Raw genomic sequence first — 15,872 nt, forward strand, 5'->3', positions numbered from 1 at the left:
CGTTTTGGGGCTAGCATGCGAGGACACGGAGGCCTCCTCATGAACAAAACCCTGCCACTGAGCTTGATCACCTTGGCGCTGCTTGGCGCTTGCGCATCGCCAACACCCAACGCCAACTGGCGCTACAGCGTGCCCGAGCAACCCGAAGCCGCCAGCGGCATCAGCACCAAAGCGGGATGGGCTTACACCCGACAGGCGGTGGCCGCGGCCAACCCACTGGCCACCGATGCAGGGCTGCAGATTCTGCGGGCGGGTGGCTCGGCGCTGGATGCCGCGATCGCCGTGCAGATGGTGCTGGGTCTGGTGGAGCCGCAGTCCAGCGGGATTGCCGGTGGGGCTTTTTTGCTGCACTTTGATGGTCAAAAAGTCACAGCCCATGACGGGCGAGAAACCGCGCCGGCAGCAGCCACGGGTGACATGTTCATGGGCACGGACGGCAAGCCTTTGCCTTTTGACGATGCCGTGCTCAGCGGACGATCGGTCGGCGTGCCTGGTGCGGTGCGCATGCTGGAAGCGGCACACCGGCAACACGGTCAGCTGCCCTGGGCGCAGCTGTTGGAGCCAGCCATCCGCCTGGCCGAGCAGGGCTTCAAAGTCAGCCCGCGGCTGCACACGCTGCTGCAAACCGATCCGCATTTAAAGAAAGACCCACTGGCCGAGCGCTTCTTTTTCAACACCGAGGGCCAAGCCTGGCCGGTGGGCCATGTGCTGCGCAACCCGGAATATGCGCATGTGCTGCGCCGCATGGCCGCCGAAGGCAGTCGTGCCCTGCACGAAGGCCCGGTGGCCCAGGCCATCGTGGCCCGCAGCGCCCAAGCGCCTCGGCCAGGTGCATTGAGTTTGCAAGACCTGCGCGACTACCAAGCCCGTGAACGCGAAGCCTTGTGCTTTGACCACATGGCCCAAGCGCGCCTGTACCGCATCTGCGGCTTTCCACCGCCGTCCTCAGGCCAGATCGCCATCGGGCAGATTCTGGGCATGCTGGGTCACACCTCGGCTCAAGGCGCAGCATTTTCAAGCGGTGTGCCCTCCCCTGACTTTTTGCACCGTTACACCGAAGCCTCGCGCCTGGCCTTTGCCGACAGGGCGCAGTACGTGGCCGACCCGGACTTTGTGCCAGCGCCTGCCGGTGACTGGCGCAGCTTGCTGGCCCCAGGCTACCTGCGCGATCGCAGCCAACTCGTCGGCACGCAGTCCATGAAAGTGGCCAAGCCAGGGCTGCCCGGTGGTGTCCAAACGAGCTGGGCGCCCATGCCCATGCAAACCGAATACGGCACCAGCCACATCAGCGTGGTCGATGCCAAAGGCCGCGCCGTGGCCATGACCACCACCATTGAAGCGGCGTTTGGTGCGCGGCGCATGGTGACAACGGACCCATCCCGCCCGGGTGGCTTTTTGCTCAACAACCAGTTGACCGATTTCAGCTTTGTGCCTGCCGATGTGCAAGGCCGTCCCATCGCCAACCGGGTCGAGCCCGGCAAACGGCCCCGCTCGTCCATGTCGCCCACGCTGGTGTTCGACAAGGCCACCGGACAGTTGCTGCTGAGCGGTGGCAGCCCGGGGGGCGCACTCATCATCCACTACACGGCCAAGCTGCTCACCGGCACGCTGCATTGGGGCTTGAACGCACAGCAAGCGGTCAGCCTGCCCAACTTTGGCTCTCTCAACGGCCCCACCCTGCTCGAAGCCAAAGGTTTTCCAGCCAGCACCCTCGATGCGCTCAAAGCCCGTGGGCATGAGGTGCGTGAGATGGACATGACCAGCGGTTTGCAAGCGATCGAGCGCACACCCACGGGCTGGTTTGGCGGCGCTGACCCGCGCCGCGAAGGGGTCGTGTTGGGTGACTGAGATCCTTGTCAGCTTGCGCTGACAAGGGACTTCAGGTTCATCAGCATTTCGTGCGCTTGCTGCTGCTCGTGAGACAGCTGGCTCCACCGTTTTTCAAAGTCCATGACCCTGTCCTGAACTGCCTGCTTCTGATGGTGTGAAGCATGCAACTGCATCTCCAGCGCAGCACGACTTTGACCAAGCTCCTGGAATTGCTGTTGCAGGCTGGTCAATTCGTTTTGTGTGCGGGCATGTTCTTGTGCGTGCGTCTGGGCCATGCCTTGCATTTTCTCCATCAAGGATTTTTCCAACGTTTGCAGCTCATTGGCAGCACCAGACAAAGCCTGAGCCAACGAATTTTGGTGCGACTGTCCAAGCTCTTGCAATTGAGCTTGATGCACAGACTGCTGCTGCTCTAACGCCTTTACCCAAGTTCCTTTTTCTTGCTGCCATGACTCCTGCAATTGACGGTTGGCTTGCTGCAGTTGCTGGGTTTCGGTTTGCAACTGCGACACCCTGACTTGAGACGTGGCCAAATCCTGAGCTGACTGCTGAGCTTTCATGTCACTGCGTTCGGTCAAAACCAGTTGTTGTTTCAGTCGTTCATCAGTTTCATGGTGCAGCGCCTCCAATTGTTCGACCTTGAGGCGAAGCTCTTGCGACAGTTGAACAGCCCGCACATGCTCATTCTGGGTCGTGCGCAATGATGCTTGCACACCTTGAAAATCAGCGGTCAGCGCAGATGTGTGCTGCGTCATTTGATTGATTTTTTCCTCAGTCAAATCAAGTTGCGCCTGATGTCGCTGAAGGTGTTCTGCTTCCTTGTCTTTCAAGACTCGGGCATGCTCAATTTTCAAGGCATCGGTTTGACTTTGAGACTGCACATGGGCAGCGCGAGCACCTGACAGCGATTGTTCCAACTGACTAACCTGGCTTTTGACCCCAAGCAGTTGAGACTGCAGCTCAGTTGTGTTCCGATTGGCAGCATCCAGACTCTGCAATGCCACGGCATGCTGGTCATTGAGCTGGCGTGCATCTTCTTCGTGGAGATTGATCCTGTCGCGCAACTCGGCTTGCAAACGCGCAAGATCACGAATACGTGCCTGCTCAGCAAACAATTCGCGTCGGCTCGACAGCAACTGAAAGTGCTGTAAGACGATCCATAAAACCAAAATTAGTCCGATCAGGACAGTCAAAACAGTCATAGCTTGGAAGTTCATTGACAGTGGACCAAGTCTTATCAACAAGGTATAGAGTAAGACGTCATTTGAACATGTAAATGCAATGTTTATGCTCCACTACACTCATCAGATAGATGTTTTTTGTACTTTTTACAAATAGATTCATATGCGCGTCCAAACTGTTGCTGCGGTGCCATCAACAGCCTTGGATCAACCACAAAAAAACGGCAGCCGAGGCTGCCGTTTTTGTGGGCGGCGGGCGTGCGCCCGCGCAAATCAGTAAGCCTGACCCAGCTGGCCAAGGATGGCTGGGTTTTCCAGGGTAGAAATGTCTTGCGTGATCTCTTCGCCTTTGGCCAGCGAGCGCAACAGACGGCGCATGATCTTGCCCGAACGGGTCTTGGGCAAGTTCTCGCCGAAGCGGATGTCTTTGGGCTTGGCGATGGGGCCGATTTCCTTGGCGATGTGATCGCGCAATTGCTTGGCGATGGCCTTGCCTTCGTCGCCATTGGGCAACGAACGCTTGAGCACCACGAAGGCGCAAATGGCTTCACCGGTGGTGTCGTCAGGGCGGCCCACCACGGCGGCTTCGGCCACCAGCTCGGTGCAGCTCACCAGTGCCGATTCGATTTCCATGGTGCCCATGCGGTGACCCGACACGTTCAGCACGTCGTCGATGCGGCCGGTGATGGTGAAGTAACCGGTTTTCTCGTCGCGGATCGCGCCGTCGCCAGCCAGGTAGTACTTGCCCTTGAAGTCTTCAGGGTAGTAGCTCTTCTTGAAGCGCTCAGGGTCGCCCCAGATGTTGCGGATCATGGAAGGCCATGGGCGCTTGACGACCAAAATGCCGCCTTGGCCGTTGGGCATGTCTTCGCCGGTTTCGCTCACGATAGCGGCCTGGATGCCGGGGAAAGGCAGTGTGCAAGAACCTGGGACCATGGGCGTCACGCCAGGCAGCGGGGTGATCATGTGGCCGCCGGTTTCGGTTTGCCAGAAGGTGTCCACGATGGGGCAACGGCTGCCGCCCACGTGCTGGTGGTACCACTCCCAAGCGGCGGGGTTGATCGGCTCGCCAACCGAGCCCAGCAAACGCAAGCTGGTCAGGTCGTAGCTCTTGGGGTGCACGGCGTCGTTGGCTTCAGCGGCTTTGATCAGCGAGCGGATCGCAGTGGGCGCGGTGTAGAAGATCGAAACTTTGTGGTCCTGGATCATCTTCCAGAAGCGGCCTGCGTCGGGGTAAGTGGGCACGCCTTCGAACACGATTTCGGTGCCGCCCAGGGCCAAGGGGCCGTAGGTGATGTAGGTGTGGCCTGTGACCCAGCCGATGTCGGCGGTGCACCAGAACACGTCGTCAGCCTTCAAATCGAAGGTCCACTTGGTGGTCAACGCAGCGTGGAGCAGGTAGCCGCCAGTGCTGTGCTGAACGCCTTTGGGTTTGCCGGTCGAGCCCGATGTGTAGAGCAAGAACAAGGGATGCTCAGCGCTCACCCACTCTGGCTCGCAGGTGGTGGCTTGCTGGTCGGCCACGTCGGCCATCCACAGGTCGCGGCCTGCGGTCATGGCGATGTCAGCGCCCGAGCGCTTGACGACCAGCACGTTCTTGATGGCGTCGCAGCCGCCCAGGGCGATGGCTTCGTCAACAATGGACTTCAAAGGCAGCAGCTTGCCGCCGCGCACTTGGTTGTCGGCGGTGATCACGGCCACAGCGCCGGTGTCTTCGATGCGGTCGCGCAGCGACTGGGCCGAGAAGCCACCGAACACCACCGAGTGGGTGGCGCCGATGCGGGCGCAAGCTTGCATGGCGGCCACGCCTTCAATGGACATGGAGATGTAGATGACGACGCGGTCACCTTTTTTGATGCCCAAGCTCTTCAAGGCATTGGCGTACTGGCAAGTCTTGGCCAGCAACTGGCTGTAAGTGACCTTGGTCACTTCGCCGCCGTCGGCTTCGAAGATGATGGCGGTCTTGTCGCCCAAGCCTTTTTCAATGTTGCGGTCCAGGCAGTTGTAAGACACGTTCAGAGTGCCGTCTTCAAACCACTTGAAGAAAGGGGCATTGGACTCGTCGAGCACCTTGGTGAAAGGCGTCTTCCAGGTGATCAGCTCTTTGGCCAGACGGCCCCAGTAGCCTTGGTAGTCGGTTTCAGCTTCTTTGCACAGGGCTTCGTAGGCAGCCATGCCCGAGACGTTGGCGTTTTTAACGAAATCAGCGCTCGGTTGGTAAATGGTGGAACTCATCAGATTTGTCTCCTCAATGACATGGTGTTTTTAAACTGGTGCAAATGTCTGCTTTCGCTCTTACAAAGCACTGACTGACATCAGACTTGCACGCCTTGGGGGCGAAATTGCTGTTCTACCGCCTAAAATTCGGGTCTGCCAGAAGCCACAGGCTTCAGGAAAGTTTCAGGAAAACCATGTCCAAATCATCTTCGGGCGTCAAACGCGCCACCAGCCCCCTCAATAACTTCATCTTTGCCAGCCGCTGGCTGCAATTGCCGCTGTATCTGGGTCTGATCGCAGCGCAGGCGGTGTATGTGTTCCATTTCTGGGTGGAGCTGGTGCACTTGCTCGAAGCCGCTTTTGGCAACCAGCACGCACTGCAATTGCTGATCAGCAGCATTGGCTACAAGACCGATGCGACCATCACCAGCCTCAATGAAACCGTGATCATGTTGGTGGTACTGGGCCTGATCGATGTGGTCATGATCTCCAACTTGCTCATCATGGTCATCGTGGGCGGCTACGAAACCTTTGTCTCGCGCCTGAACCTCGAGGGCCACCCCGACCAGCCCGAGTGGCTGGACCACGTGAACGCCTCGGTGCTCAAGGTCAAGCTGGGCACGGCCATCATCGGCATCAGCTCGATCCACCTGCTCAAGACCTTCATCAACGCGGCCAACTACGACGAAAAAGTGTTGATGTGGCAAACCATCATCCACATCGCCTTTTTGCTCAGCGCGATTGCCATTGCCTATGCGGACCGCCTGATGTCGCACCACGACAAAGCTGGCCACTGAACCCTGTTTTCTGACTCTCCACTGGACTCACACACCATGACCACCCTGATCAAACAAGACGACCTGATCGAATCCGTTGCTGCCGCGCTGCAGTACATCAGCTACTACCACCCGGCCGACTTCATCTCGCACCTGGCCAGCGCCTACGAGCGCGAGCAAAGCCCTGCGGCCAAGGACGCCATTGCGCAGATTCTGACCAACAGCAAGATGAGCGCTTTTGGCCACCGCCCGATTTGCCAGGACACCGGCATCGTGAACGTGTTCCTTGAAGTGGGCATGGACGTGAAATTCGACGGCTTCACCGGCAGCCTGGAAGACGCCGTCAACGAAGGCGTGCGCCGGGGCTATAACCACCCCGACAACATGCTGCGCGCCTCGGTCGTGTCTGACCCGCACTTCAACCGCAAGAACACCAAGGACAACACCCCTGCCGTGATCTTCACCAAGATCGTGCCCGGCCACCATGTGCATGTGACCGTGGCAGCCAAAGGCGGCGGCAGCGAAAACAAGTCCAAGCTGATCATGCTCAACCCCGGCGACAGCATCGTTGACTGGGTGCTCAAAACCGTGCCCACCATGGGCGCGGGCTGGTGCCCGCCGGGCATGTTGGGCATCGGCATTGGTGGCACGGCCGAAAAAGCCGTGCTCTTGGCCAAGGAAAGCCTGATGGACGACCTGGACATGTACCAGCTGCTCGAAAAATCCAGCAAAGGCGAGAAGCTCGACCAAGTCGAAGAAATGCGCTTGGAGCTGTACCACAAGGTCAACGCCTTGGGCATTGGTGCGCAAGGCCTGGGCGGCCTGACCACCGTGCTCGACATCAAAATCAAGATGTACCCCACACACGCGGCCAGCAAGCCCGTGGCCATGATCCCCAACTGCGCGGCCACCCGCCACGCGCACTTTGTGCTCGACGGCTCAGGCCCCAGCTACCTCGAAGCGCCTTCGCTCGACCTGTGGCCCAACGTGGGCTGGACGGCCGACACCGAAAAGAGCCAGCGCGTGGACCTCAACACCCTGACGCCCGAGCAAGTCGCTGCCTGGAAACCCGGCCAGACCCTGCTGCTCAACGGCAAGATGCTGACGGGCCGCGACGCCGCGCACAAACGCATCCAGGACATGCTGGCCAAGGGCGAGCCGCTGCCTGTCGACTTCAAAAACCGCGTGATTTACTACGTGGGCCCTGTTGACCCCGTGGGCGACGAAGCCGTCGGCCCCGCAGGCCCAACAACCGCCACCCGCATGGACGGCTTCACAGAAATGATGCTGGCCAACACCGGCCTGATCGCCATGATCGGCAAGGCCGAGCGCGGCCCGGTTGCCATCGAGGCCATCAAGAAGCACAAGTCGGCATACCTCATGGCCGTGGGCGGCGCGGCTTACCTCGTGTCCAAAGCCATCAAGCACGCCAAAGTGGTGGGCTTTGCGGACATGGGCATGGAAGCCATTTACGAATTCGACGTAGTGGACATGCCCGTGACGGTGGCCGTCGATGCGGGCGGCACCAGCGCCCACATCACCGGCCCAGCCGAATGGCAAAAGCGCATTGCCACCGGCGAGTTCAAGGGCATTGGCGTAACCGCTGCCTGAATGTGATGCGGCGGTGGCCCGCAAGTCACCGCCCTCACCCGATTCATGACCGAATCCCCCATCGGCGTTTTTGACAGCGGCATCGGCGGCCTGAGTGTGCTGCAGGCCCTGCAGGCCGAGCTGCCCCATGAACACTTTGTGTACTGGGCCGACAGCGGTCATGCGCCCTATGGTGAAAAAGGCGATCTCTTCGTGCGCCAGCGCAGCCTGGCCATTGCTCAGCACCTGATTGAGCATCACCACATCAAAGCCTTGGTGGTGGCCTGCAACACCGCCACGGCAGCCGCCATTCACACCTTGCGTGCGCAGTACCCGCATTTGCCCTTGATCGGCGTCGAGCCCGCGCTCAAACCGGCCATCGCGCTGAGCCAAACCAAACGCATCGGCGTCATCGGCACGAAGGGCACGTTGTCGAGCGAAAAATTCCATCGGCTGCTCGCCAGCCTGCAAGACCAGGCCGACTTCGTGGTTCAGCCCTGCAAGGGTTTGGCGCTGGCCATTGAGCAAAGCACACACGCCCAATCGGGCACACACGACGCTGACCAGATCAGCGCATTGCTTGGGGACTACACCGGACAGATGGGCCGATTTGGCACGGCACCGGGTGAGATGGACACTTTGGTGCTGGGCTGCACGCACTACGTCTTTGCAGAAAACGCGTTGCGCAGATGGCTCGGGCCGGATGTGCAACTGGTCTCCACCGGCAAACCGGTGGCCCGCCAAACGCGCCGCTTGCTGGAGGCATCGGCCCAATTGCGCAGCGGGCCTGCACCCCATGCGGCTTCTGCACGCATGCGCTTGATGACCAATGGGGAACTTGGCGCACTGCAAGCGGCTGCTTTGCGTTGGCTGAAACTGCCCCACTCGGCCTGCCACAAGGCCGACCCGCACGTTTGATCAGTGGTCGGTCTGGCCCAGCGCCATGCGGCGTCCCCGCTCAACGCTCACCGGCATCAGCAAGACCAAGCCCAACACAAAGAGCAACGATGTCGAGCCAATGGCCAGGCGCTGGTTGCCACCGCTGAGCCAAGTGATGAGGCCATAGCTCAAAGGCCCCAGGATGCTGGCCAGACGGATCGCAAAGGTCCACAAGCCAAAGAATTCACCCAGGCGCGCAGGCGGCACCATCAGGCCCGCCATGGCGCGACCTGATGACTGGCTGGACCCCATGCACACCCCGGCCAAGGCCGCCGCCCACCAAAACACCTCTTTCGTGCTCGACAAGGCTGCGATCACGCAGGTCAAAATCCAGCCCAGCAAGGTCAGGGCCAAAGCCAATTTGTGCCCGATGCGGTCTTGCGCATAGCCCAACACGAAGGCGCCCACAAAAGCCGCGATGTTCAGCACAAAAATCAGCACCATGGTCTCTTGCGGCTGAAAGCCAATCACCTGTTCGGCATAAATGGCCGCCAGCGAAATCGCCACCGCCACCCCACCTTGGTAGGCCACCGCACAGGCCATCGAGCGTGTGAAGTCCTTGTAAGGTCGAGCATCCCTGAAGGTCTGCTTCAACTGGCGCAGGCTTTGCAGCATGCCCACCACAGGCGCATCGGGCTGCGGGGGGGAATGCTCCTTCATCAAGGCAAAGGTCACGCAAGCCGCTGCGCCATACACCACCGCCGTGATGAGCATGGTCACAGGCACGAACTGGCTGCCGCTCTCGCCTCGCGCTTGTGCAGCCATCACATAGGCCAGGCAAACGCCCAAGGTCAACATGCCGCCGATGTAGCCCAAAGCCCAACCCCAGCCGCTGACACGCCCCATGGCCTCTGGCCTGGCCAGCTCTGGCAAAAATGAAGCCGTCAAGGACTCGCCAAAAGAAAAGAAGGTGTTGGAGATGATGAGCAAGCACAGTCCCAGCACCACCTGCCCGGGGCCTACCCAAGCCAGGGCAGCGGTGCTGAACACGCACGCTGCGGTCACGGCCATGAGCAAACGTTTTTTACCTGCCGTGCGATCGGCCCACGCCCCCAAACCCGGCATGGTCAGCATGACGATGGCGTAAGAAATGCTCAGGCCGACCGTCCAGGCCAATGTGGCCCAGGAGGCGCCTTGCGCCACACCACCGACGAAATAAGCCGCAAACACGGCGGTGATGACCACCGTGGTGTAGCCCGAATTGGCGAAGTCGTACATCGCCCATCCAAACACCTCTCGAAATCGAACACCGGGGTTCAGCGCATCGCTTGAGAATCGCGGCTTCATGGCAAGGCCTCTCAGTGCAGGTGTCGGGGGCGGCGGTTGCCACCGCCATGGCCGTTGCCACCCGAACCTTTGGGTGGCTTGCCAATGTCCAGCGAACTGACCAGGTTGTCAAAACGCTGGCTGAACAGTTTGTCGATCTCAGACACCACACCACCCAGCTCAGCACCATCGAAATGGCGCTCCATCATGTTGATCACGTCATGCACCAGCAAATCACGCTGCGCCTGCATGATGGCACCGGGATCGGGGCCGACGAACAGCATCACAAAATCGTCGCGCGACTCGCCGCCGTTGGCCTCGTCTTCGTCGTCGAAATCGGTGTCGTAGAAAGTGACCTCGATCTGGGTACCAGCGGAAGACAGTTCATTGAGGTTCATGCACAGATCGTCCAGAACCATGCGGAAATCATCATCGCCGCGCACCGTCCAGCACATGTGCAAACGATGCGTGTTCAGATCGAAACGGATGCCTGGCTCTTCTTCATACAGGCTGAGCGAGCCCTCGCTCAGGCTGCGCGCACCTGCGTAATGCCAAAGCGGCTTGAGCGCTTCTTGCACCGCCTGGAGATCGGTGCCAGGTTTGATCGGCACATCACCATGCACGTGGATCTCAAACGGTGCGTTGTCGTGGTTCATGATGATGTTCTTCTGACTGTGGTGCCTCGGGCCGGAATCGAACCGGCACGCCCCTGTTACGGAAGCAACGGATTTTAAGTCCGGTGTGTCTACCAGTTTCACCACCGAGGCTGGGGCTCTATTGTGCCCTGATAAAGAGGGTTTTCCGCTCTCAGCCGATCTGTAAATTCAGCATCGCCATGACGTACAAAGCCAACACGGCGATGTAGCCCACAGCCCAGAAAAGCGAGCGAAACAAGGCTTTGTCCTTGAGGTAGCAAGCCACATAAGCCACACGCGCTGCGGTAAACAACACACACAGCAGGTCCACCACAAACGGATCCACCCCAGTCAACAGGGCCAGCACCACACCGACCGCAAAAAATGGGAACGCCTCCAGACTGTTGGCTTGGGCAGCATTGGCGCGAGCGCGGTAACCCGTCTGATGCGCCATCCATTCACGCGGATTGTGGTTGTCATAGCCTTTGGCACCTGCTTTGGCAATGCCTGCACACACCAGAGGCGTCAAACCAGCCAGCAAAATGGCTGCATAAGAAATCATCATGTTTGTCTCCTGTGAAGAAACTCAAAATGCCAACAAAAAAGCCACTGAGGATCAGTGGCTTCTTGAAAAGATCGACTTCGCGCCGGATCTTGGCAGATCAACCGCCCTTTTTCGAGCGTTTGCCTGGGTTTTTCTTGCTGCGCGTTGCCACGCCGCGCTCCAGGCTCACGCGCTGGCCACGGCCATGGGTGCGCAGTGTCACGCCGGGCAATGCGGGCAGTGGAGGTGTGAATTTACGATCTGCTTCGGTAACGATTTTATTGCCCATCTGTGGCTCCAGGAAAATAATGCAAACCGTTATTAAGCCACAAGAATGAGCCGTTTTGCGGTGCGCCGCGATCAAACTGCACAACACGCCCGATGACAGCTCAGCCAAGCTGTCCCCTGCACACTGGACAAAACAGCCTCCACTCCGTCAAGATGGGCCTGCCCCAGTCACACCATCACATTCACGGACAGAATGCCCCATGAGTACACCGACATTTGAAAAATTCAGCCAGCAAGCGCTCTCTGAGGGTTTCGATGAAATCATCGTCAGAGAATGGGCGCCCCTGCTTCACTTGGATACACACACGCACCCTTTCGATGTCAGTGCCTACGTTGCCCGTGGTGAATACTGGTTAACCACCGGCGAAGAAGTTCTGCATCTGAAAGCCGGGGACACTTTCCGCTTGGTCCGCAACGTGCCTCATGCCGAGCTGTATGGCCCTGAGGGTGCCACGGTTTGGGTGGCCCGCGCCAATTGACACGCTGATCAACGACGACAAACATGATCTCCATTGGCCGCGCCACACGCCAACTGTGGGCCCTGTTGGTGTTTTGCACAGCTGCACTGCCTGTGTTCTCACAAGACCTCAAGGCGCAATTCATTCAGATTGATCTGGGGCGGGAATTCGGATTTTTCAGCAAATCCCCCGCGCACTTGCGTGCCGTTGCCATGGCGTCCAACCAAAACCCATCATCAACAGCATTGCTGTTTTTCCCGGGCTGGCCGGGCCAGCTTTGGTTGCCTGAGAACATGCAAGCCGAGCGCTTCATCACCAACGCCCCCAACAGCCGTTTCTATGCCACCCGCCACATTGATTTGATGCCCTCCAAAGGCATCACGTTTGTGATGGTCGACTGCCCTACTGATCAATGGGGCAGCAGCCAGCGATCTGCCGATCCCACAGGCTGCAGCGACAGTTACCGCTCAAGCCAACAACATGCTGACGATATTGCGCATTTGATCGCGCACCTGAAAGCGACACAAGGCATCAAGCGCATTTTCATCATGGGGCACAGCTACGGGAGCATTTCATCGCGTTGGCTCGCCATGCGGCTTGGCGACCAAATTCAGGGCAGCATCCATTCCGCATCCATGTCGTATGCCGCAGGCATGCGGTTCGCCGATTACGGCAGCAGCATTTCACGCATGGACATGGCGCAGGCCAAGGCCCCTTGGATCTTCGTCCACAATTTGAACGACCAATGCAAAGCCACGCCCTATGTCCCCATCCAAACGGTTGCCGGCACGCAGCTGATCACCGTGCGCGGGGGGACCCCTCAAGGTGACCCATGCGGTGCGGGCCATTTCCACTCCTACCAAGGCCGTGAATTGGCTGTGCTTGATGCCGTGGCACGTTGGATCACAAGCGATGAGATCACCCTTTTCGCAGGCGACCCATGATCATGAAAAAAGCCGCTACAGCCTATGCTGCAGCGGCTTTTGATCTGGAGGCGCGACCCAGAGTCGAACTGGGCTAGACGGATTTGCAATCCGTTGCATAACCGATTTGCTATCGCGCCATGTTCGGAAATATTCCGACAAAAAAGGGAAGCTTTTGGCTTCCCTTTTTGCTGAAAGAGATTGGCACTTCTTTCAATGTTTGGAGCGGGAAACGAGGCTCGAACTCGCGACCTCAACCTTGGCAAGGTTGCGCTCTACCAACTGAGCTATTCCCGCATTTGCAAGACTCAAATTATACATCGCTTAGCGGCTCTTTTGAGAACTCGCACACGTTAATTTGAATTTTTCTGGAGGCGCGGGCCGGAGTCGAACCGACCTACACGGATTTGCAATCCGGTGCATAACCGCTTTGCTACCGCGCCCGATTTTCAGAACCCAAGCACTGAAAATTCCGACAAAAAAGGGAAGCAATTGCTTCCCTTTTTGGCTGAAAGATGTTGGCACTTCTTTCAAAATTTGGAGCGGGAAACGAGGCTCGAACTCGCGACCTCAACCTTGGCAAGGTTGCGCTCTACCAACTGAGCTATTCCCGCGTATCAGTGAATTCAGCATTATATGCTTTGTTCGCTGCAATGAAAGAATTATAGCGTCATTTCCGGGGTGTTTTGAAAAGCCCCCGGAAATTTTGCATCAATGTTTCACCGCATCGGCCTTGGGGGTGGCCGCGACAGCCGTGACCGCAGCAGCAGCCACTTCTTCTTCACTCAAAGGCACGGGCTTGGCTTCCAGCGCCACGTCCAGCACCTGGTCAATCCACTTGACAGGGACGATCTCGAGACCGTTTTTGACGTTCTCGGGAATGTCTTGCAAATCCTTGACGTTGTCCTCAGGGATGAGCACGGTCTTGATGCCGCCACGCAAGGCGGCCAGCAACTTTTCCTTCAAGCCACCAATGGCGGTGACTTCGCCACGCAAGGTGATCTCACCGGTCATGGCCACATCGGCGCGCACCGGAATGCCCGTCATGGCCGACACCATGGCCGTGGTCATGGCGGCACCCGCACTGGGGCCATCTTTAGGCGTTGCGCCATCGGGCACGTGGATGTGCAGGTCTTTCTTTTCAAAGACCTCATCCTTGATGCCCAGCAGGCGCGAACGGCTGCGCACCACTGTGCGGGCAGCTTCCACAGATTCTTTCATCACATCGCCCAGCGAACCGGTGCGAGTGATGACCCCTTTGCCTGGCATCAAGGCAGCTTCGATGGTCAGCAAATCGCCGCCCACTTCTGTCCAAGCCAGACCGACCACCTGACCGACCTGATTTTTTTGCTCAGCACGACCGTAGCTGTACTTGCGCACACCCAAGAAATCGTTGAGGTTGTCCACCGTCACTTGAACTTGTGGCTTCATCTGCTTGAGCAACAAGGCCTTGACGACTTTGCGACAAATCTTGCCCAGCTCGCGCTCAAGCGAACGGACACCGGCTTCGCGCGTGTAGTAACGCACCACATCGCGAACGGCATCTTCGGTCACGTTCAGCTCTTCGGGTTTGACACCGTTGTTGGCCAATTGCTTGGGCAGCAAGTACTTCATGGCGATGCTGGTCTTTTCATCCTCGGTGTAACCCGACAGGCGAATGACTTCCATCCGGTCCAGCAAAGCCGAAGGGATGTTCATCGAATTGGAGGTGGCCACGAACATCACATCGCTCAGGTCGAAATCGACCTCGACGTAGTGATCACCAAAGGTGTGGTTCTGCTCAGGGTCCAGTACTTCCAGCAAGGCGCTCGAAGGATCGCCCCGGAAGTCGGTGCCCAGCTTGTCAATTTCGTCCAGCAAGAACAAGGGGTTCTTGGTGCCGACCTTGTTCAGGTTTTGCAGGACCTTGCCTGGCAAAGCGCCAATGTAAGTACGGCGGTGACCGCGGATCTCAGCTTCGTCACGCATGCCGCCCAAAGCCATGCGCACGTACTTGCGGCCCGTGGCTTTGGCGATCGACTGGCCCAGCGAGGTTTTACCCACACCGGGTGGCCCAACCAGGCACAAGATAGGCGCTTTGACCTTGTCCACGCGTTGCTGCACAGCAAGGTATTCCAGGATGCGGTCTTTGACTTTGTCCAGGCCAAAGTGGTCCTGGTTCAGCACGTCTTCGGCATTGCCCAGATCGTGCTTGAGTTTGGTCTTCTTGCTCCAAGGCAAACCGGTCAGCACTTCGAGGTAATTGCGCACCACAGAAGCCTCGGCCGACATGGGGGACATCAGCTTGAGTTTCTTCAACTCGCCTTCGGCTTTTTTACGGGCCTCAGCCGACATCTTGGCGGTCTTGATCTTTTTCTCGATCTCCTCGATGTCCGCACCGTCTTCGCCCTCGCCCAGTTCTTTCTGGATGGCTTTGACCTGCTCGTTCAAATAGAAGTCGCGCTGGTTCTTCTCCATCTGGCGCTTGACGCGGCCACGGATGCGTTTGTCCACATTCAGGATGTCGACTTCATGCTCCAGCTGCGCAAACAGGTTTTCCAGACGCGCCTTGATGCTGGCCAAATCCAGCACTTGCTGTTTGTTTTCCAGCTTGAGCGGCAAATGGGCTGCGATCGTATCGGCCAAGCGGCCGGCATCGTCGATGCTGGAAATCGAGGTCAAGATTTCTGGCGGGATCTTCTTGTTGAGTTTGACGTACTGGTCAAACTGCTGCATCACCGCACGGCGCAGCGCTTCGATCTCGCTGCTGGGCTCGGACTGCTCTGCAGCCGGCTCCACAGGTGTGACCTTGGCCACAAAGTGGGCCTCACCATCCACAATGGATTGCACCGTCGCACGCTGTTGACCTTCGACCAGCACCTTGACGGTGCCATCGGGCAACTTGAGCATCTGCAAGATGGTCGAGACGCAACCCACATCGAACATATCGTCGATCGCAGGTTCGTCCTTGGCGGCAGTCTTTTGAGCCACCAGCATGATGCGGCGCTCGGCGGCCATGGCCGACTCCAGCGCCTTGATGCTCTTGGGGCGTCCCACAAACAAGGGAATCACCATGTGAGGGAAAACGACCACATCGCGCAAAGGCAACATGGGCAGTTCAATCGGGGTGGGCGGCAAAGGTGTGTGTCCAGACATGGTATGTCCCTTGGTTCAATTCAGCTTCACATGGATGCTGCACCAGCGATTTCAACCCATCGATGAGAAGGGTTATTGATCGCCGGGCCA

The 15,872-nt window shown here is 58.4% G+C and carries 13 protein-coding genes and 5 tRNA genes; 6 read left to right on the plus strand and 12 right to left on the minus strand.

Annotated features, from left to right (window positions below; genetic code table 11):
- The first annotated feature begins 39 nt into the window (after positions 1 to 39).
- Positions 40 to 1,848, plus strand: coding sequence for a gamma-glutamyltransferase family protein (locus tag B9Z43_RS04200; RefSeq protein WP_108322840.1), 1,809 nt, complete (start codon positions 40 to 42; stop codon positions 1,846 to 1,848).
- An 8-nt stretch (positions 1,849 to 1,856) separates the two neighbouring features.
- On the opposite strand, the gene B9Z43_RS17005 is transcribed toward B9Z43_RS04200, so the two are convergent.
- Both B9Z43_RS17005 and acs read right to left on the minus strand, forming a co-directional pair.
- Positions 1,857 to 3,032, minus strand: a complete 1,176-nt coding sequence (locus B9Z43_RS17005) for a hypothetical protein (protein ID WP_146186073.1) — start codon at positions 3,030 to 3,032, stop codon at positions 1,857 to 1,859.
- A gap of 252 nt (positions 3,033 to 3,284) precedes the next feature.
- The gene (gene acs / locus B9Z43_RS04215) at positions 3,285 to 5,246 is read right to left on the minus strand and encodes an acetate--CoA ligase (RefSeq protein WP_108322843.1); all 1,962 of its coding nucleotides are present in this window, start codon (positions 5,244 to 5,246) and stop codon (positions 3,285 to 3,287) included.
- Between the two features lie 176 nt (positions 5,247 to 5,422).
- Here acs and B9Z43_RS04220 point away from each other — a divergent pair, with 176 nt between their 5' ends.
- From B9Z43_RS04220 to murI, 3 genes are read left to right on the plus strand one after another with little or no spacing between them, the layout of a single operon-like run.
- Positions 5,423 to 6,025, plus strand: a complete 603-nt coding sequence (locus B9Z43_RS04220; protein ID WP_108322844.1) for a TIGR00645 family protein — start codon at positions 5,423 to 5,425, stop codon at positions 6,023 to 6,025.
- Positions 6,026 to 6,061: 36 nt separating this feature from the next.
- Positions 6,062 to 7,615: a fumarate hydratase gene (locus B9Z43_RS04225; RefSeq protein WP_108322845.1), complete on the plus strand. Its 1,554-nt coding sequence runs from the start codon at positions 6,062 to 6,064 to the stop codon at positions 7,613 to 7,615.
- A gap of 45 nt (positions 7,616 to 7,660) precedes the next feature.
- Positions 7,661 to 8,512, plus strand: a complete 852-nt coding sequence (gene murI, locus B9Z43_RS04230; protein WP_108322846.1) for a glutamate racemase — start codon at positions 7,661 to 7,663, stop codon at positions 8,510 to 8,512.
- On the opposite strand, the gene B9Z43_RS04235 is transcribed toward murI, so the two are convergent.
- The 5 genes from B9Z43_RS04235 to B9Z43_RS17245 all read right to left on the minus strand — a co-directional run bounded on the left by B9Z43_RS04235 (position 8,513) and on the right by B9Z43_RS17245 (position 11,267).
- Positions 8,513 to 9,820 carry an MFS transporter gene (locus tag B9Z43_RS04235; protein ID WP_108322847.1) on the minus strand — a complete coding sequence of 436 codons (1,308 nt, stop codon included), beginning with the start codon at positions 9,818 to 9,820 and terminating at the stop codon, positions 8,513 to 8,515.
- Between the two features lie 11 nt (positions 9,821 to 9,831).
- A complete protein-coding gene (locus B9Z43_RS04240; RefSeq protein WP_108322848.1) occupies positions 9,832 to 10,455 on the minus strand; it encodes a DUF6806 family protein in 624 nt (207 codons plus the stop codon).
- Positions 10,456 to 10,474: 19 nt separating this feature from the next.
- Positions 10,475 to 10,566, minus strand: a tRNA-Leu gene (locus B9Z43_RS04245).
- A 40-nt stretch (positions 10,567 to 10,606) separates the two neighbouring features.
- Complete coding sequence (locus B9Z43_RS04250) at positions 10,607 to 10,999, minus strand: MAPEG family protein (protein ID WP_108322849.1); 393 nt, start codon at positions 10,997 to 10,999, stop codon at positions 10,607 to 10,609.
- Positions 11,000 to 11,096: 97 nt separating this feature from the next.
- Positions 11,097 to 11,267 carry a hypothetical protein gene (locus tag B9Z43_RS17245; protein WP_199222242.1) on the minus strand — a complete coding sequence of 57 codons (171 nt, stop codon included), beginning with the start codon at positions 11,265 to 11,267 and terminating at the stop codon, positions 11,097 to 11,099.
- Positions 11,268 to 11,466: 199 nt separating this feature from the next.
- Here B9Z43_RS17245 and B9Z43_RS04255 point away from each other — a divergent pair, with 199 nt between their 5' ends.
- Both B9Z43_RS04255 and B9Z43_RS04260 read left to right on the plus strand, forming a co-directional pair.
- Positions 11,467 to 11,745, plus strand: coding sequence for a cupin domain-containing protein (locus tag B9Z43_RS04255; RefSeq protein WP_108322850.1), 279 nt, complete (start codon positions 11,467 to 11,469; stop codon positions 11,743 to 11,745).
- Positions 11,746 to 11,768: 23 nt separating this feature from the next.
- Entirely contained in the window at positions 11,769 to 12,668 is a 900-nt protein-coding gene (locus B9Z43_RS04260) for an alpha/beta hydrolase (RefSeq protein ID WP_108322851.1), read from the plus strand.
- A 45-nt stretch (positions 12,669 to 12,713) separates the two neighbouring features.
- Here B9Z43_RS04260 and B9Z43_RS04265 read toward each other — a convergent pair.
- From B9Z43_RS04265 to lon, 5 genes are all read right to left on the minus strand, one after another.
- A tRNA-Cys gene (locus tag B9Z43_RS04265) sits at positions 12,714 to 12,787 on the minus strand.
- An 81-nt stretch (positions 12,788 to 12,868) separates the two neighbouring features.
- A tRNA-Gly gene (locus B9Z43_RS04270) sits at positions 12,869 to 12,944 on the minus strand.
- Between the two features lie 72 nt (positions 12,945 to 13,016).
- Positions 13,017 to 13,090, minus strand: a tRNA-Cys gene (locus B9Z43_RS04275).
- Between the two features lie 95 nt (positions 13,091 to 13,185).
- A tRNA-Gly gene (locus B9Z43_RS04280) sits at positions 13,186 to 13,261 on the minus strand.
- 97 nt (positions 13,262 to 13,358) lie between these two features.
- Positions 13,359 to 15,782: an endopeptidase La gene (lon, locus tag B9Z43_RS04285; protein ID WP_108322852.1), complete on the minus strand. Its 2,424-nt coding sequence runs from the start codon at positions 15,780 to 15,782 to the stop codon at positions 13,359 to 13,361.
- Positions 15,783 to 15,872: the final 90 nt, after the last annotated feature.

Source organism: Limnohabitans sp. MMS-10A-192, from assembly GCF_003063335.1.
Taxonomy (GTDB): Bacteria; Pseudomonadota; Gammaproteobacteria; order Burkholderiales; family Burkholderiaceae_C; genus Limnohabitans_A.